The sequence below is a fragment of the Streptomyces nitrosporeus genome, assembly GCF_008704555.1.
Classification (GTDB): domain Bacteria; phylum Actinomycetota; class Actinomycetes; order Streptomycetales; family Streptomycetaceae; genus Streptomyces; species Streptomyces nitrosporeus.
This window is the reverse complement of the sequence record NZ_CP023702.1, coordinates 3,820,572-3,836,962: the sequence shown is the minus strand read 5'-3', so window position 1 is coordinate 3,836,962 and position 16,391 is coordinate 3,820,572. Positions and strand designations below refer to the sequence as shown.

Annotated in this window: 18 protein-coding genes and 2 tRNA genes; 7 read left to right on the top strand and 13 right to left on the bottom strand. The window is 70.7% G+C overall.

Annotated features, from left to right (window positions below; all coding sequences use genetic code 11):
- Positions 1 to 305 precede the first annotated feature (305 nt).
- Positions 306 to 728 carry a hypothetical protein gene (locus CP967_RS17090; protein ID WP_150488798.1) on the top strand — a complete coding sequence of 141 codons (423 nt, stop codon included), beginning with the start codon at positions 306 to 308 and terminating at the stop codon, positions 726 to 728.
- Between the two features lie 206 nt (positions 729 to 934).
- Positions 935 to 1,873: a hypothetical protein gene (locus tag CP967_RS17085; RefSeq protein ID WP_150488797.1), complete on the top strand. Its 939-nt coding sequence runs from the start codon at positions 935 to 937 to the stop codon at positions 1,871 to 1,873.
- Positions 1,874 to 2,144: 271 nt separating this feature from the next.
- Here the strand turns inward: CP967_RS17085 and CP967_RS17080 are convergent, their stop codons facing one another.
- From CP967_RS17080 to CP967_RS17055, 6 genes are all read right to left on the bottom strand, one after another.
- Positions 2,145 to 2,483, bottom strand: a complete 339-nt coding sequence (locus CP967_RS17080; RefSeq protein WP_150488796.1) for a hypothetical protein — start codon at positions 2,481 to 2,483, stop codon at positions 2,145 to 2,147.
- Positions 2,484 to 2,841: 358 nt separating this feature from the next.
- The gene (locus CP967_RS17075) at positions 2,842 to 3,579 is read right to left on the bottom strand and encodes a class E sortase (RefSeq protein WP_150488795.1); all 738 of its coding nucleotides are present in this window, start codon (positions 3,577 to 3,579) and stop codon (positions 2,842 to 2,844) included.
- A 36-nt stretch (positions 3,580 to 3,615) separates the two neighbouring features.
- Positions 3,616 to 4,998, bottom strand: a complete 1,383-nt coding sequence (locus tag CP967_RS17070; RefSeq protein WP_150488794.1) for a class E sortase — start codon at positions 4,996 to 4,998, stop codon at positions 3,616 to 3,618.
- A complete protein-coding gene (locus CP967_RS17065) occupies positions 4,995 to 5,633 on the bottom strand; it encodes an aminodeoxychorismate/anthranilate synthase component II (protein WP_150488793.1) in 639 nt (212 codons plus the stop codon). Before CP967_RS17065 ends, CP967_RS17070 begins: the two co-directional genes overlap by 4 nt.
- On the bottom strand, positions 5,630 to 5,818 hold the full coding sequence (locus tag CP967_RS17060; protein ID WP_150488792.1) for a hypothetical protein: 189 nt from the start codon (positions 5,816 to 5,818) through the stop codon (positions 5,630 to 5,632). Before CP967_RS17060 ends, CP967_RS17065 begins: the two co-directional genes overlap by 4 nt.
- Positions 5,819 to 5,884: 66 nt before the next feature.
- Positions 5,885 to 6,610, bottom strand: coding sequence for a DUF881 domain-containing protein (locus CP967_RS17055; protein WP_150488791.1), 726 nt, complete (start codon positions 6,608 to 6,610; stop codon positions 5,885 to 5,887).
- A 178-nt stretch (positions 6,611 to 6,788) separates the two neighbouring features.
- Here CP967_RS17055 and crgA point away from each other — a divergent pair, with 178 nt between their 5' ends.
- Positions 6,789 to 7,043, top strand: a complete 255-nt coding sequence (gene crgA / locus CP967_RS17050; protein ID WP_150488790.1) for a cell division protein CrgA — start codon at positions 6,789 to 6,791, stop codon at positions 7,041 to 7,043.
- A gap of 281 nt (positions 7,044 to 7,324) precedes the next feature.
- On the opposite strand, the gene CP967_RS17045 is transcribed toward crgA, so the two are convergent.
- Together CP967_RS17045 and CP967_RS17040 are read right to left on the bottom strand one after the other, a co-directional pair.
- Positions 7,325 to 8,227: a rhomboid family intramembrane serine protease gene (locus CP967_RS17045; protein WP_150488789.1), complete on the bottom strand. Its 903-nt coding sequence runs from the start codon at positions 8,225 to 8,227 to the stop codon at positions 7,325 to 7,327.
- A gap of 209 nt (positions 8,228 to 8,436) precedes the next feature.
- Positions 8,437 to 8,964, bottom strand: a complete 528-nt coding sequence (locus CP967_RS17040) for a peptidylprolyl isomerase (RefSeq protein ID WP_150488788.1) — start codon at positions 8,962 to 8,964, stop codon at positions 8,437 to 8,439.
- Positions 8,965 to 9,320: 356 nt separating this feature from the next.
- Here CP967_RS17040 and CP967_RS17035 point away from each other — a divergent pair, with 356 nt between their 5' ends.
- Complete coding sequence (locus CP967_RS17035) at positions 9,321 to 10,046, top strand: DUF5324 family protein (RefSeq protein ID WP_150491897.1); 726 nt, start codon at positions 9,321 to 9,323, stop codon at positions 10,044 to 10,046.
- 75 nt (positions 10,047 to 10,121) lie between these two features.
- On the opposite strand, the gene CP967_RS17030 is transcribed toward CP967_RS17035, so the two are convergent.
- A tRNA-Ala gene (locus tag CP967_RS17030) sits at positions 10,122 to 10,194 on the bottom strand.
- Between the two features lie 173 nt (positions 10,195 to 10,367).
- Between CP967_RS17030 and CP967_RS17025 the strand changes: the two genes are divergently transcribed.
- Both CP967_RS17025 and CP967_RS17020 read left to right on the top strand, forming a co-directional pair.
- Positions 10,368 to 10,916 (top strand): helix-turn-helix domain-containing protein, encoded by a 549-nt coding sequence (locus tag CP967_RS17025; protein ID WP_150488787.1) that lies wholly within the window; start codon positions 10,368 to 10,370, stop codon positions 10,914 to 10,916.
- Between the two features lie 107 nt (positions 10,917 to 11,023).
- A complete protein-coding gene (locus CP967_RS17020; RefSeq protein ID WP_150488786.1) occupies positions 11,024 to 12,397 on the top strand; it encodes a serine/threonine protein kinase in 1,374 nt (457 codons plus the stop codon).
- Positions 12,398 to 12,452: 55 nt separating this feature from the next.
- Here CP967_RS17020 and CP967_RS17015 read toward each other — a convergent pair whose 3' ends face one another.
- The gene (locus tag CP967_RS17015) at positions 12,453 to 13,805 is read right to left on the bottom strand and encodes a hypothetical protein (protein WP_150488785.1); all 1,353 of its coding nucleotides are present in this window, start codon (positions 13,803 to 13,805) and stop codon (positions 12,453 to 12,455) included.
- A 395-nt stretch (positions 13,806 to 14,200) separates the two neighbouring features.
- On the bottom strand, positions 14,201 to 14,335 hold the full coding sequence (locus CP967_RS34310) for a DLW-39 family protein (RefSeq protein ID WP_003958712.1): 135 nt from the start codon (positions 14,333 to 14,335) through the stop codon (positions 14,201 to 14,203).
- Positions 14,336 to 14,651: 316 nt separating this feature from the next.
- Here CP967_RS34310 and CP967_RS17005 point away from each other — a divergent pair, with 316 nt between their 5' ends.
- On the top strand, positions 14,652 to 15,038 hold the full coding sequence (locus CP967_RS17005; RefSeq protein ID WP_150488784.1) for a DUF6344 domain-containing protein: 387 nt from the start codon (positions 14,652 to 14,654) through the stop codon (positions 15,036 to 15,038).
- 564 nt (positions 15,039 to 15,602) lie between these two features.
- On the opposite strand, the gene CP967_RS17000 is transcribed toward CP967_RS17005, so the two are convergent.
- Together CP967_RS17000 and CP967_RS16995 are read right to left on the bottom strand one after the other, a co-directional pair.
- A tRNA-Ile gene (locus CP967_RS17000) sits at positions 15,603 to 15,679 on the bottom strand.
- 76 nt (positions 15,680 to 15,755) lie between these two features.
- Positions 15,756 to 16,352 carry a DUF3566 domain-containing protein gene (locus CP967_RS16995; protein WP_150488783.1) on the bottom strand — a complete coding sequence of 199 codons (597 nt, stop codon included), beginning with the start codon at positions 16,350 to 16,352 and terminating at the stop codon, positions 15,756 to 15,758.
- Positions 16,353 to 16,391: the final 39 nt, after the last annotated feature.

Here is a 16,391-nt window from a genome sequence, read left to right as displayed (position 1 = left end):
GCCTCAAAGACCGCTCCGGCCAGGACGGCGGGAGAGGCTCGATCAGCGCCCACACGTCGTCGTCCACGACCCGCGGCCGCGTACCCGCACCGTCACGAACGCCCGAATCCTCACACCGGTCACGGCCGACCAGCACGTTTCGAAGATCGCGTTACGAGCTCTATGAGGCAATTTACACCCGTAAGGCACGCTCAAGTAAAAATAATTCCTACCGGAAGTCGGCATCTACCCATGATCAACTTCCCGTAGTACGCTCCTCGAAGTCAGAGTTTCCCCATGGATCAGAGCACCAGGGAGAAAAATAAATGCGTGCGAGAAAAACCGTTGCCGCTGGTTTCGTGGCTTTTGCCGCAGTCGTAGGGGCAGCCGGTACGGCATCTGCGGCACCCGCCTACGACTGCCTTTTCGACGAGGTATGCCTCTACTACAACTCCAGTTCCTACGGATACGGAGCATACTTCGCGCAGAGTGGAAACATCCCTGACTACTCGGGCCGCTACTTCAAGGCGGGCGCCAATGGAAGTTCTGGCGCCGGCATATCGGTGAAGAACAACGCCGGAGCGGTGGACAACCGTGGAACTCCGCGGAACTTCTACCTCTACTACAACAGCAACTACGACTGCAGCGTCGCCTGCATCACGGTCGCACCGGGGCATTTGATCAACCTTTCCGAGCCGTTGAAGAACGACAACGCATCGGGCAAGCTCGGCGCCTCCCAGGTGGGCTGACACCCATGTGTTCCCGTGGCGGTCCTGTCCGCGTCCCGTCGGCCGGGACCGCCACGGCGCATCCCCCGAGGGCCTGCCCGTCATCCCTGGCGGACGTGCGGCGGCGGTCCGCCACCGATCACGGGAAATCCCCGTCACCTTTTACCGAGCCGTCCACGGAAGAAAAGATTCAGGTGCATCCTCCTCACTTCAGGACAGCTGTCTGCGTGATCGCCCTGCCGCTGCTGCTGATCGGTTGCACACGTGCGGGCGGAGAACACCAGCCTGCCGACGGCGAGGCGACGGAAAACGGTTCGCCCGGCCCGGCCTCCGCACCGGTCGTACCGGTGATCGATTCAGCCAACGACAGACCGCTGCCGCTCGACACCTATCTGGTGAACCCGGACCAGCTTTCTCTCATAAACAAGGCGTACACGAAGTCGGTCTCCCTCTGCATGGCACGGTTCGGGTTCGACCACAAGCCTGTGATGGATCCCCCGGCACCACGTGACAGCGACGCCCCGAAAACACGGACCGACGGCCGGTACGGCCACCAGAACGCCCAGCTGATGGCGAAATGGGGCTACCACCCGGAGGGAGGGTTCCCGGCAGACCCGCCCGCCCCCGGGACCGCCCGAAAAACCAGCCCTGACATGGTGACCGCCGGCCGCGGCACATCCGACCCCGAGAAGGCATTCGGTCCGGGCGGCCAGGTGGTCAACGGAAAGACCGTGCCGTACCACGGGTGCATGGGCGAGGCCGTGAAGAAGTTGACCGGGAGCGCGGACGGTGATCTGTACGATCCGCAGATCGCCGTCGACGTGAAGATGGAGACCCTGGTGCGGTCACAGGAGGACGGACGGACCAGAGAGGTGTTCGCCGCCTGGTCACGGTGCATGAAAGCCGCGGGGCACGTCTACAGGGACCCTCTGGCCGCCGGTGGCGACCCGGAATGGAAAAATTCCCCGCTCCCCGGCACCCGTGAGCTGGAGGTGGCGAAAGCGGACGCGGAATGCCGGCACGAGAACAACGTGGTCGGAGTCTGGTACGCGGTGGACTTCGCCCTCCAGGAAAAAGCTGTCGCGGAGAACGCGGCAGCCCTGTCACGCGTGAAGGCGGAACTGGACCGCAAGGTGAAGGCCGCCGGACAGGTGCTGGAGCGGTAAGGGCACCGAAAGCACGGACGGGGGCGGGAACGTGAACCGGCTTCCTCCTCCCGTCCAGAGTTCGCGGAGGGGGAAGCGGGCCCCGGGAACCGCGCGATGCGGCCTCGCGGTCCCCGGGCGCCGGGGACCCGCACCTCATCCCATGCGGTGCGGATCCCCGGCGGACGGCTCGGACACCCGCCCCGCGCCGTGCGGTGCCACCCGGGGCCGGAAGGGCGGCCTCACGGCTCACGGCCGGGGGCGGCGCCGGTGCTCCGCGTCGCCGGCCGGCTTATCCGCAGTGGACGCCGTAGCTCGGGCTCTGACCGGTGGCGATCGGGGTGTCGGCGGAGATCTGGCCGAAGAGCTTGATGCACTTGCCCGCGGCGCTCACGCTGACCGGACCGGCGTACTGCTTGTAGTACCCGCCGTCCGTCACGGTGGGCTGCCCGTCCGTGTAGCAGGGCGACCCGGCCGTGCTCGTCTTGCAGACCGCGAGCGTCACGCTCGTCCAGCTGGTCGATCCGTACCCACCGGTTGAATTCTTCACCGTGACCGCGCAGTTGCGCCCGGTGGAAGAATCGTAGTAAACATAAATGTTCCCGTAGAGGGTGCCACTGCTGGTCTTCACGGGATAAGTGTTGATCTGGTTTCCGGAACACCCGTACCCGGCCGCCGAAGCAGCCGGAGCAGCCATGAGGCCGAATGAGCCCAGCGCAAAAACAGAAACCAGTACGGAAACGACACGTTTCAGAAGCATTATTATTCCTTCGGAGATCCACTCGATTTCAACTTTTTTGATCTTGCCACGCCCCCGGCAACAAGGTCAATGAAGTTTGCACGCAATCCGAAGCACCACACCTCGGAATGCGCCATGAAATTATCGATCTCCGATCAATCAACCCGATAAGGAATATGTCGGGGGAAACGCACCCGCGATCCTGATGCCGGGACGCGCTGCCCGTCGGGCCGGCACGGTGGGACGGCTCTCAGCGCAGCTCAGTCGGCACGGTGCGGTCCGCGTCGACCCTCTCCGTGCGGACCAGCTCGCCCCACACGATGTACCGGTACTCCGAGGTGTAGACGGGTGTGCACGTCGTCAGCGTGATGTAGCGGCCGGGCTTCTTCACGCCCGACTCCTTCGGCACCGGCGCGATCGCGTCCACGTTGTACTTCGACGTCCGGGGGAGGTCCGCGTAGACCTTGTAGACGTACCAGGTGTCCTTGGTCTCGAAGACGATCGCGTCGCCCTTCTTGACCTTGTCGATGTTGTGGAACTTCGCGCCGTGCCCGTCCCGGTGCGCGGCGAGCGTGAAGTTGCCCTTCTCGTCCCAGGGGAGCGCCGACTTCACCGGGTCCGTGTAGTAACCGGCGATGCCGTTGTTCAGGGTCCCGGTGTCGGTGCCCTTCTTGACCAGCACCTCGCCGTTCTCCATGGCCGGTACGTGCAGGAAGCCGATGCCGTCCTTGGTGTCCAGCTCGCCGGGCCCCCGGCCCTCGGCCCAGTGGTCGCGTACCGTGGCGCCCTGTTTGCCGGCCTCGCGGTCGGCGAGCACGTTGGTCCACCACAGCGAGTAGACGACGAAGAGGCCCAGCACCAGGCCCGCGGTGATCAGGAGTTCGCCGAAGAGGCTGACCGCCGTCGCGACGACGGGGCGGCCGCGGCGGCGCGCCGGTGGAGGCGCCGGCTCGTCGACGCGCTCTTCCCGCCCGGTCCTCGCTGCCACCGCACCCGCCCCTGTCCTGATGTCGTCCAGCCCGCGTCAGCCGACGAGCGCGTCAGGCTTCCCCTTGCTGCGCGGCCGTTCGTCGACCATCTTGCCCCACACGATCATTCGGTACGTACTCGTGAATTCCGGGGTGCACGTGGTCAGCGTGATGTACCTGCCCGGACCGGTGAAGCCGGAACCCCGCGGCACCTCGTCGATCACCGAGACGTTCGAAGGCGAGGTCTGGGGAAGGATGTTCGCCATCTCGTACGTGTAGTAGGCGTCCTGGGTCTCCACGACGATCGGGTCGCCCGGCTTCAGCTTGTTGATGTAGCGGAAGGGTTCGCCGTGGGTGTTGCGGTGGCCCGCCACCGCGAAGTTGCCCTTCCGGTCCGACGGCATCGCGGTCTTCAGCGACCCCTCGGCGTAGTGGCCGATCATGCCGCGGTCGAGGACCTTCTCCTTGTCGATGCCCTCGGCGATCGGCGCGACGACGTCCAGCTTCGGGATGTGCATGATGGCGAAGCCCTGCCCCGGCTCGAAGGCACCGGGACTGCGGTCGCCCTTCGACTTCGCCCACTGGTCCTGGATCCGGTGGGTCTCCCGGCCCGCTATCTGGTCGGCGCGGATGTTGGTCCACCACAGCTGGTAGGTGACGAAGAGCAGCATCAGCACACCGAAGGTGATGAACACCTCCCCGACGACCCGGCTGGCCACGACCGCCGGGCTGTCCTTGGCCGCACGGGCCGCCCTGCGGGCCTCCAGCCTCGTCATCGGCACGGGGGCCCCGCCCGGCGCCGCCGTGCCCCCTCCCTCCGCCCCGGGAGGCTCCTGGCGCCGTCTGCCGCGCCCCTTGGCGGCCGCGGCCCTGCGGCGCTCGGCCCGCCCGCCCGTCGGCAGCGGCTCCCGGTCCTCCGGGAGGGGGTCCGGGGCGGCCGGGACGGCCGGGGCCACCAGGGTGTCGTCCTGGGCGGCCGGAGCGGCCGATGCCCTGGCGGGCGGGACGGCGCGCCGGGTGTCGGCCGTCCGCAGGGCGACCGTCTCGTCGGGTGCGACGCCCCCGCCGGGCGCGCCGGTGCCCGGCGCACCCCCGACGGCCGGGCCAGGGCCGCCGACGGCCGGTCCGGGGGCGGCGGGGGCCGTGTGCCAGTCGCGGCGGTAGCCCTCCGGGTCGTACCACTCCTCGGTCGTCTCCTGCGGCCGGGGCCGCGGCGGGTGCTGCTGGGGGGCTCCGGCCCGGTGCCCCTGCGGCACCTGGGCGCCTTCCACGGGCGCCTCCGCCCGGAACCAGGGCGAGGAGTGCCCGCCCGGCAGCGGGTCGTTCAACGGGTCCGCGAGCTGGTCCACCGCCGCCTCGAACGTACCGTCGGACCCGTACGCTCCCGGTGCGTACGGGCCGTCCGGCCCGGCGCCCGGTCCGGGGCGGCCCGCTGTCACGCGGCGGCCTTGCCCACCACCGGGGCCAGGCCCGCCGATCTGGCGACGGCTCCCGTGTCACCGCACCGCTCCAGCCAGTTGGCCAGCATCAGGTGCCCGTGCTCGGTGAGGACCGACTCGGGGTGGAACTGCACCCCCTCCACCGCCCGTTCGCGGTGACGCAGGCCCATGATGATGCCGTCGGCGGTACGCGCCGTGACCTCCAGCACCCCGGGGACGGTGTCGGGCTCGGCGGCGAGCGAGTGGTAGCGCGTCGCGGTGAAGGGCGACGGCAGACCGGCGAAGACCCCCTCGCCCTCGTGGAAGACGGGCGAGGTCTTGCCGTGCAGCAGCTCGGGGGCGCGGCCCACCACGCCGCCGTAGGCGACGGCCATCGACTGCATGCCCAGGCAGACCCCGAAGACCGGGATGCCGGCGTCCGCGCAGTGGTGCACCATCTCGACGCAGACGCCGGCCTGCTCGGGTGTCCCCGGGCCGGGCGACAGCAGGACGCCGTCGAAGCCGTCCCCGGCGTGCGCGGTGGTCACCTCGTCGTTGCGCACCACCTCGCACTCGGCACCGAGCTGGTAGAGGTACTGGACGAGGTTGAAGACGAAGCTGTCGTAGTTGTCGACGACGAGAATGCGTGCGCTCACCGGCTGTTCCCCGCTCCACTGCTTCCCTGGCCGTCCACCGTCACGTCACCGAACGGGAGCAGCGGCTCCGCCCAGGGGAAGACGTACTGGAACAGCGCGTAGACGACCGCCAGGACCAGCACGAGCGAGATCACGCCCCGCACCCACGTGTTGCCCGGCAGATGCCGCCAGATCCAGCCGTACATGCTGTCCCTCCTATTCGGTACGGGACCAGACTAGAGGGCGGGACGGATTCGGCGGCGGGATACGGGTCACTCCACAGGCTGGGCGTAATGCAGGTCGACCGGCCCCGAGTAACCGGGCAGCGTCACCTTGTCGTCCTCGTCGACCCGCCAGCCCAGCCCGTAGGCCTTCACGTACAGCTGGTAGTTCTGGATCGCCGTGGAGTCCTCCAGGGCCTTCCTGAGGTCGCCCCGGTCGCCGACCGCCGTGATCCGGTACGGCGGGGAGTAGACCCGGCCCTGCAGGATCAGGGTGTTGCCGACGCAGCGCACCGCGCTGGTGGAGATCAGCCGCTGGTCCATCACCCTGATCCCCTCGGCCCCGCCCTCCCAGAGCGCGTTGACGACGGCCTGGAGGTCCTGCTGGTGGATGACCAGGTCGTTGGGCTGCGGCTCGGGATAGCCCGGGTTGGCGGTGGCGTCCGGCGGGGCGTCGTTCAGGGTGACGGTCAGGGCCGCGCCGGTGAGCTTCGTGGTGCCCGCCGCCTTCTCCAGCGCGTCGAGTTCGGCGTCCTCCGCCTCGGTGCTCCCGTCGTCACGCCGGGCCAGGGCGTCGATGTCCGTGCGCACCACGGCGGTCGACTCGTCGAGCTCCGCGTTGTGCTCGCTGCGCTGCTGGATCAGGTCGGAGAGTTTCAGCAGGGAGGAATCGGTACGGATATCGGTGCCCTTGGCCGTATTGGCGCTGGTGACGAAGATCAGTCCGGCAAGGGCGAAAACGGCTGCCGTGAGCGTTTGTACCGGCCACCGGGACATGCGGCGGACCGGACCTCGGGGGGAGTCGGCAGAATTGCTCAACGTACCCTTATCTCCTTAGGCGCCACGGAAGCACTACGCTAACGGACGCCCCGGGGAGGCAGCATTCCCCCTCGCGCCCCGGCGCCAGCCACAGATCCCTGCGCGGTCACGCAGCGCATCGACAGGAGAGTCCCTCGTGCCGAAGTCACGTATCCGCAAGAAGGCAGACTTCACGCCGCCCCAGGCGAAGCAGTCCACCAACATAAAGCTGACCAACCGCAGTTGGGTGGCGCCGGTGATGCTGGCGCTCTTCCTGATCGGGCTGGCCTGGATCGTGGTGTTCTACGTGACCGAGGGCGATATGCCCGTGGACGCCCTGGGCAACTGGAACATCGTCGTGGGCTTCGGCTTCATCGCCGGCGGCTTCGGCGTCTCCACGCAGTGGAAGTAGCCGCAGCTCCGTCGCCCGCCCTGCCGTGAAGTTACCCACAGAGTTATCCACAGCCGGGGGAAAAGGTCGGACGATCTGTGGATAACCCCTGCGGGACGGTGATCTGATCGGCACATGTTGACGCCGATATGACTGCACACTCCCGCATCCAGGGCCGGGACGCCCCTTGTCTCCACGGGAAACCCCCACTCCAGGGACAAGGGGCACACCTGTTCCCCACGTCATGCACAAGATCCGGCACGCTCTGTGGACAACTCTGATCGCCAAGGGATTTTTTCCGCTCAGTTGAGAGCAGCTGTCCGTCCGAGGACGATCGCCACCACAACCACCAGCATCAGGGCGCAGGCTCCGAACTGGACCGCGTTCCGGTGCGCTCGGGGAGCGTGGACCATGGCGGCGGCCAGCAGCGCCCCGGCGATCAGACCTCCCAGGTGCGCCTGCCAGGCGATGGCGCCCCAGGGGTTGAAGGTGAAGACCAGGTTCACCGCCAGGATCACGAGCACCGGCCGCATGTCGTAGTTCATCCTGCGCATGAGCACGGCCGTGGCGCCCAGCAGCCCGAAGACGGCTCCGGACGCGCCGAGCGAGCCCTGGTTCGCGGCGGAGAGCCAGTAGGTCGACGCGCTCCCCGCGAGCCCGGACAGCAGATAGAGCGCGAGATAGCGCAGACGCCCCAGAGCGGCCTCCAGCGGCCCGCCCAGCCACCACAGACCCAGCATGTTGAAGGCGATGTGCCACACCTCCTGGTGCAGGAACACCGAGGTGAACAGGCGGTACCACTGCCCCTCGGCCACGCCCTCCACACCGGCCGCCGGGCCGCCCGTGGGGCCGCGGCCGAACAGCAGCAGATCGTCGAGCAGCGGCCGGCCGGCCACCGAGACGGCGATGAAGACCCCCAGGTTGAGGACCAGCAGGATCTTGGTGACCAGCCGGGGATCGGCCGCCACGCCGCCGCCCGCCAGGGTGCGCGGCCTGCTCGCGGCCGGGTGGTGCCCCGTGCCGGACCCCTCCCGCACGCACCGCGGACACTGGAAGCCGACCGAGGCGTCGATCATGCAGTCCGTGCAGACCGGCCGCTCGCAGCGCACGCACCGGATCCCCGTCTCCCTGTCCGGGTGCCGGTAACAGGTGGGCGGACCACCCGCGGCCGCGGGCCCGTCCTGGTCTTCTGGCCGCTGCTCCATCGGTCCCGGTCCCTTCCGGTCCTCGCCCCGTCCTCGCCGCGCGACAGCACCCGTGCACCCGTTGTACGGGAGTACGGGCGGACAAAACGATTGGTTCCCGGGCGGGCAGGGGGCAAACACACCTTCGGAACAGATCCGGCCGGAACCGGCGGCCAAGACCTGCGGACCGGACCTGCGGCCCTGACCTGCGACGCCCCCCGGCGGGCCCCTCAGCGGAGCTCGACCACGACCGACTCGAGCACCACGGCCTCCAGCGGCCGCTGCGTACGCGGATTCGTCGGCACCGCCCCGATGATGTCGACGACTTTCCGGTCGGCGACCCCCGCCACCTCGCCGAAGATGGTGTGCTTACCGGTCAGCCAGGCCGTCGGGGAGAGCGTCACGAAGAACTGCGACCCGTTGGTGCCCGGACCGGCGTTGGCCATCGCCAGCAGATAGGGCCGGGTGAAGGAGAGGTCCGGGTGGAACTCGTCGGGGAACTCGTACCCCGGGCCACCGGTGCCGTTCCCCAGCGGATCGCCGCCCTGGATCATGAAGTCACCGATGACCCGGTGGAAGACCGTGCCGTCGTAGAGCCGCCCCATCGACCTCGTACCGGTCGCCGGGTCCGTCCACTCCCGCTTCCCGGTGGCGAGTTCGACGAAGTTGCGGACGGTCCTCGGAGCGTGGTCCGGCAGCAGCCGGATACCGATGTCGCCCCGGCTGGTCCTCAAGGTGGCGAAAAGCTGCTCGGCCACGGCCCGCCTTCCCTACGTCACGGCTCAGGGAACCCGATCCTCGCACGTGGCGCCCCCACGGCCGTCCGGACGGCGCCCGGCACACGGACTCGCTCACCCGGTGGCCCGCCTTCCCGCACCTTTCCCACACTTCCCCCACCTCTCCGGGGCCAAAAGCGGCCAAGTGCGCGCCGAGACGGAGCACACCTCCCCGCGCCGTGGCATCGTCAGCGGGAAGATCTGTTTATACAGAATTGCTCGCATATGCCGCTTTGCCCCGGATGGCCGCCTCGCATGGCACCCGAGGTCTGGGCGGGAATGATTTCGACATGGGTGGACAGGCGGAGTACCGACCCGCCACCCAGGAGGAGGATCTCGTGACCCGCATCGACAGCGTGCGCGCCGCAACCTGCTCGGCGAAGGGCAGCGCGCAGCACGCCGCAGAAGTGGTGGCGCCCTACGCCGACACGGCCAAGAAACAGGCCGTGCACTACACGCAGGAGGCCCGCGCACAGCTCGCGCCGAAGGTGTCGAAGGCAGCCGCACAGGCCCGCGTCCAGTACGACGCACACCTCGCCCCCCGCATCGGCCAGGCGCTGACCCATGTACCGCCCAAGGTCGACGAGGCGGCCCAGCGCGCGGCGGTCCTCACCCGCCAGGCAGCGCGGAGCGCCGCCGACTACGCCGCCCCGCGCGTCGAGTCCGCCGTCGCCGCCGGCCGGCCCATGGCCGAGGAGGCCGGGGCCCGCAGCGCGGCGGCGCTGGCCGCGCTGCGGGGCCAGGTGACCGCGGCGGAGGTGCACAAGCTGGTCCGCAAGCGCGAGCGCCGGGCCAGGTGCGGCCGGTTCGCGAAGGGTGCGCTCCTGCTGGGCGCGCTCGCGGGCGGCGCGTTCGCCGCCTGGAAGTGGTGGGACCGGCAGGCCAACCCCGACTGGCTGGTGGAGCCGCCCGCCCCCACCGAGGTGGCCGACGAACGCACCCCGCTGACGTCGGTGGACGGCAGCGGGCAGACTGCCGCCGGCCCGGAGGCCATGGCCGGGCGGAACGAGGAAGAGAACGGCGAGGGCCCGTCCGGCAGCGGCGACGGGAGCAAGAAGCCCTGAGCGGCCGGCCCGCCCCGGCACCACACGAGAACGCCCTCCGACCCGCCAGGAAGCGGGCCGGAGGGCGTTCTGCCGTGGAGCCTAGGAGATTCGAACTCCTGACATCTGCCTTGCAAAGGCAGCGCTCTACCAACTGAGCTAAGGCCCCGGGGAAACACCGACAGAGCCCGGCACCCGTGTGCCGCGACGTCCGTCGCAGAACAGAGTACCGGGTGACCCCCTGGATCCTGCAAAAGGATTGGGACTCCCGGTCCGCAACGGCCCTCCGTAAGATGCGTGGCGAGGTTCGCGGCAGCGAAGCCGCAGCGAAGGGGAGACGCCATGGACGCAGCACAGCAAGAGGCCACCGCGAGAGCCAGGGAGCTTCAGCGCAGCTGGTACGGGGAGCCGCTGGGAGCGCTCTTCCGCCGGCTGATCGATGATCTCGGCCTCAACCAGGCACGGCTCGCGGCGGTGCTCGGGCTGTCCGCGCCGATGCTGTCCCAGCTGATGAGCGGACAGCGGGCCAAGATCGGGAACCCCGCCGTCGTCCAGCGTGTCCAGGCCCTCCAGGAACTCGCCGGCCAGGTGGCCGACGGCAGTGTGAGCGCCGGTGAGGCCACCGACCGCATGGAGGAGATCAAGAAGTCCCAGGGCGGTTCGGTCCTCACCGGCACCGGCCAGACCTCCTCCACCGGCAGCGCCCCCACCGTCCGGCGCGTGGTCCGCGAGATCCAGTCCCTGCTCAGGTCGGTCGCCGCCGCCGGCGACATCATCGACGCGGCGGACACCCTCGCCCCCAGCCACCCGGAACTGGCAGAGTTCCTCCGGGTGTACGGAGCGGGGCGCACCGCGGACGCGGTCGCGCACTACGAGGGCAACCAGAGCTGAAGAGGTCCTGAGCGACCGGGCGCGGGGTCCTGTTCCCACAGGGCCCCTCTCGGTATCCGGGTCCGGGTGACGAGCCGAGCACACGAACGGGGAGCGGGCGCAGCGCAATGGGTGAGGTCTTCGCCGGTCGGTACGAACTGATCGATCCGATCGGACGCGGTGGGGTCGGCGCCGTCTGGCGCGCCTGGGACCACCGGCGCCGCAGGTACGTGGCGGCCAAGGTCCTGCAGCAGAGCGACGCGCACACACTGCTGCGCTTCGTCCGGGAACAGGCCCTGCGGATCGAGCACCCGCACGTCCTCGCCCCCGCCAGCTGGGCCGCCGACGACGACAAGGTCCTGTTCACCATGGACCTGGTCAGCGGCGGTTCACTGGCCCATGTCATCGGCGACTACGGCCCGTTGCCCCCGCGCTTCGTCTGCCTGCTCCTCGACCAGCTGCTGTCGGGGCTCTCCACGGTGCACGCCGAGGGGGTGGTGCACCGTGACATCAAGCCGGCCAACATCCTGCTGGAGGCCACCGGTACGGGCCGGCCGCATCTGCGCCTGTCGGACTTCGGCATCTCGATGCGCAAGGGCGAACCCCGGCTGACCGAGACCAACTACGTGGTGGGCACCCCGGGTTACTTCGCCCCCGAGCAGATGCTGGGTGCGGAACCCGACTTTCCCGCGGACCTCTTCGCCGTCGGCCTGGTGGCGCTCTACCTCCTCCAGGGCAAAAAGCCGGACTCCCAGGCCCTGATCGAGTACTTCGTCGCGCACGGCACCCCCGGCGCCCCCCAGGGCGTCCCGGAGCCCCTCTGGCAGGTCCTGGCCGGGCTGCTCCAGCCGGACCCCCAGGCCCGTTTCCGCACGGCGACGGGCGCCCGCAAGGCCCTGACGGCGGCGGTGGAGATGCTGCCGGAGCCCGGCCCGGACGACGAGCCGGTGGAGGTGTTCGACCAGATCGGCCCGCTGCCCGAGGGGTTCGGGCCGGAGGGACCCCTGAGCACCCCGCGGCCGGCCGGCCCGGCCACCGGCGGAGCCGCCGTCCCCGGGCCCGCGGCACCAAAACCGCCGCGGCCCCACGAACCGCGGCGGGAGGGCCCCGGGCAGCCGTACGCGGCGCCGTCCGCCGGGATGTCGGAGACGGGCAGCTTCCACCTCGCCCCGCCCCCTCAGCAGTCCGCGCCCCTCCCCCCGCCCCCGCAGCCGCACGGCCCCGCCCCCGCGTACACCGCCTCCGGTTTCCCCGCCGACGCCTCCGGCATCGCCCACGCGCCCACCGCGGCGGTTCCGCAGAACGCCCCGCCCACCCGCGCCTACACGGCCCGGCACCCGCAGGACGCCGTCCCCCACCAGGCCGCCGGGGCCGCCCGGTCCCCCGTTCCCGCGACGGCTCCCCGGACGCGGACGGGACCGCCACGCGTGGTGGCGGTCCCGGTCCTGGTGGTCGCGCTGATCTGTTTCGCGGTGGGTGTCTGGGCACTGACCCGGATCTGAGGACGGGCCGGGCCCGGACGGGGGCGCCGTGGCCGGATGCCCGGCCCACCGGCGCCTACCGGGCCGGCGGCGGTGCCCCTCCGAAGGGCGGCTGCGGCGCGGGCGGGACCGCCTGCGGCGCGGGGCTCCGGCGCCTGCCCAGCAGCGTCCACACACCGAGCCCGAGCACCAGCACAGTGCCGGTGCCGATCCCGGACGCGGCCACCACCGTCATGGTGCCGCTCTTCTCGGCCTCCGGCGCGCTCTGCCCGTTCCGGGCCATCTCCCGGTCCTCACCGCTGACCCCGAAGACCCCCGCGTCACCCGCGTACGGCGACTCCCCGGCCTCGCCGGTGACGCTGACCCGGAGCGTCAGCTCGACGGGCGTGTCCCCGTAGTGCTCGGCCACCTCGGGGTCGAGGGCCACCGACAGGTAGTACCAGCCGGCGAAGGCCATGGCGCTGACGTCCGAGGCGAAGTCGTAGCGGTTCTCGTACGCCACCGGGGGCAGCGGGTCCAGGGCGACCGAGGCCGGCTTCCCCGCGTACGACGTCGTGGCACCGTCGACATGTCCGAGCACCGGGTTGTCGAGGGAGAGCGCCAGGGCGCTGCCCAGGAAATCGGCCGACTCGCCGCCCTCGCTGTTGCTGAGCGCGGCCGTCGCGAAGAGCTGCTGGCCCCAGTCCACCGGCACCCGGTAGAAGAGCGTCTGCCCGGGGGCCACGGTGTCCGCCCACTCGCCCGTCTCCAGGCCGGTGGCCGTGTGGTAGCTGCTGCCGCCGGACCGCTCCTGTCTGCCGGAGGGCGGGGTGGGCGAGGACGACGGCCAGTCCTCGGGGGCCTCGGTCGGCTTGCTCACCCCGGACCTGAGCGCGGGCTCCGAGGCGAACCTCAGCTCCAGGTCCCATGTGCCGGGGTCCGAGGACGCCTTGCTCTCCCTCTCGACCAGGACGTTGTACGTCCCGGCCTCGCCGCACGTCCCCGTACCGCCCTCGCCCGGCTCCACGATCCGGTGGGCGTACGCGGCGATGGGACGCGTGAACTCGGCGGAACCGAAGTTCGCGTTCCCGGAGCCGCACGCGAGGTCGTCGAGGTTCCTGAGGCTGACCTTGACGCCGTCCCCGTAGGCGGCCTTCCCGGCCTGCCGCGGCACGGCGACCGCCGACACGAAGGCGTTGGTCACCTGGTCGAGTTCGACCCGGTAGTAGAGCTTCTCGCCCGCCTCGATCGAACTCCGGTAGACCGAACCGGACTTCAGCTCGGGCGCGCCCGCGTTCGTCCTGGTACCGCTCACCGTCTTCGCCGCCGGGTCGAAGGCGTACGCCTCGGGGCCGCCGGCCGCGTGCGCCTGCCCCGGCAGCACCGCCACCGCGCACATCGCCGCGGCCGCCGCCAGCGTCACCCGGCCCTTGCTGCGCTGCCTGTCCACGCGCTTCCCCTCGTCGTCTGCGTGCCCGGCCGGCGGCTGCGCCGGCAAGGGGGCGGGTCCACGGCCGAAGCGGCCGCGGCGCCCGCCACGCCGACGGTCACGATGCCGGTCCATCCTGCCCCGCCCGCACCACCGCTGTCTGCGGCAACGCCCGGATCACCCGGCTTGCCCCGCTCAGTCCCCGGCGTATTCCTCCGGGGCGGGCGTCACGCGGCACCGGCCGCCCCGTCCCGGCACCGGCCGCCCCGGACCTCGTCCGGCCTTCGCTCCCGCAACGTATTGATTCGCCGGGGCGAACTCAAGAGCACAGCCGTCACGGTCCCGCAACAGGAGTCCGGGCAGCACGGAGCCCCGGCCGCTCGGCGACCGGGGCTCACGTTCGGGACTGTTCCGTCTCACACACCCGAACCTGCGGGCACGGAGTCGGTGGCCTCCGTCCACAGATCCTGCTCGGCGCGATCCGCCTGGATCTGGCGGTACACGAGGAGCCCGCCGATGGCGGCCAGTGCGACCAGGAGAAGCTTCTTCACCGCGCTACCTCGTCTTTCCTTGACGTAAGGGACTTCTGGCGCCCGACTATACACACCGGCCGATACCGTTCGGTGACCTCCCCGGAGGCCGGTGGCCGGTCCGTTTCCCGGGGCCGCGGGAGGGCCCGGCACAAGGATCACCGAGGCGGTGCGGACCCCTGCCGGGCGGACCGGGCGGGATTCCGGCGCCCATTGCACCAGAAGAGTGGTGTTCATCAGAAGATCGGCGCAGCGCAGGCGTCGGTCCCCGGATCAGGACCCCGAATCCACATCATCAGAAAGGTAAGCAAACCGGACCACCTGAAAGTGAGGGGCCATGCGCGCCTTCAAGGTCGAGAACCTCTGGACCGCCCTCGTCACCGCCTTCTTCGCGATCCTCGCCTCGCTGGGCTTCGCCACCCCCGCCCAGGCCGCGGACACGGCCGCGAACACGAACGCGGCCGCCGGGCCGGCGCCCACGCACCGGACGCACACGGCCGCCGCCCCCGCAACCGCAGCCCCTCCGTCGGTCCGGTGGACCCTTCCGCGTGACAGGGCGCTGCCGCCCACGATGAAGCAGCGCATCCGCGCCGAGGCGCACGGTTCCTCACCCACCGCCCGGCAGCTCGCCGCCGACGTCCCGGACACCGCTCGCGGGGCCCACGGCACCCGGGCCGGCCTCGGCACGGCCCCGGCCCGGGACGCGGCCCCCCTGCCACCCTGAGCGCACGGCGACCGACACCGCGAGGCCCCTGGACCGGAAACCCCGGCAGGGGCCTTCCTCATGCCCGTACGCCCCCGGCCGGCGCCGCACACGCCTTCCGTACAGCACGTGAGCACTTCTCGGGCCCCTGGGCCCCCGTGCCCCGGTACGGCCTCCTCCTCGCGGGCCCGGAGCCCCGGTGACGCGCGCCGCCGGCCGCACGGACCGAAAGGAAGTGCTCCCCCTGGGGCGTTCGCGTCGCCGCCGCAGGCAAGACCGTCCGGAGCCCGCGGGCAGGACCCGCCCGGGGACCGCTCGCCGGGCCTTGCCGGGCGTACGCCGTCCACACCCGGGACCGCGCGGACTTGCGCACCGGCGGTGCGAACTGCCCCCGGGGAGCAGCGCTTCGGCCCGCGGGCGCCGCCCCGGTGCGTGCCGCGAGGGCCCGTCCGACGTGCCGCAGCCGTGCGGCACGAGCAGGGGCCGGGCCGGCCGCCCGCGGGGCTCCTGGAGCGCCCCCTCGGCCGGCTGATTCCGGCCGTGAACGCCGAAGGCCCCCACCGTCTCCGGTGGGGGCCTTCGTGCTGGTGGGGCTAACAGGATTTGAACCTGTGGCCTCATCCTTATCAGGGATGCGCTCTAACCAACTGAGCTATAGCCCCGCCGCGCTTTTGTGTCGCGCTGACTTGGAAAGATTAGCGCACGTCGGGGCCAGTCCCAAAATCGATAGCCGGTGCCCTACTCGTCCTCGGCCAGCGTCAGCTCCACACCGCCCACGAATCCGGCCGACAGGTTGTAGATGAACGAGCCCAGCGTCGCCAGCGCGGTGGCCAGCACCACGTCGATCACCGCGATGACCGAGGTGAAGATGAGGACACGCGGCAGCGACAGGAACGACTGCAGATCGAAGCCGTTGCTCTCGTTCGAACCGGTCGCCTCGCTGAGCGTGCCGCCGACGGTCTCGAAGACGCCCATCGCGTCCATCACCATCCACAGCACGGCCGACGCGACCACCGTGCAGATGCCCAGCGCGATGGACAGCAGGAAGCTGACCTTCATGACCGACCAGGGATCGGCCTTGGCCACCCGCAGACGGGCCTTGCGGATCCTCGGAGTGGTCCGTGCCCCGGTCCGGGGCAGCCGGGTCGCCTGGGCCCCCACAGTGCCCCGCTCCCCTCCGTGGGTCCCGCCGCCCTGCGTACCGCCCACGGGGGACGGGTACGCCTGCGGCGGGTGATAGGGCCCCTGCGGGCCCGGTGCGGGCTCGCGCTCGCCGGGCAGCGGCCCGGTCGCGTAGCCCTCGTACTGGGGCTGAGGCCCCCGGCCGTCCGTCACTGTGCCCCCTCGGGAGTCCGTGGCAGGGCCACGGGCACC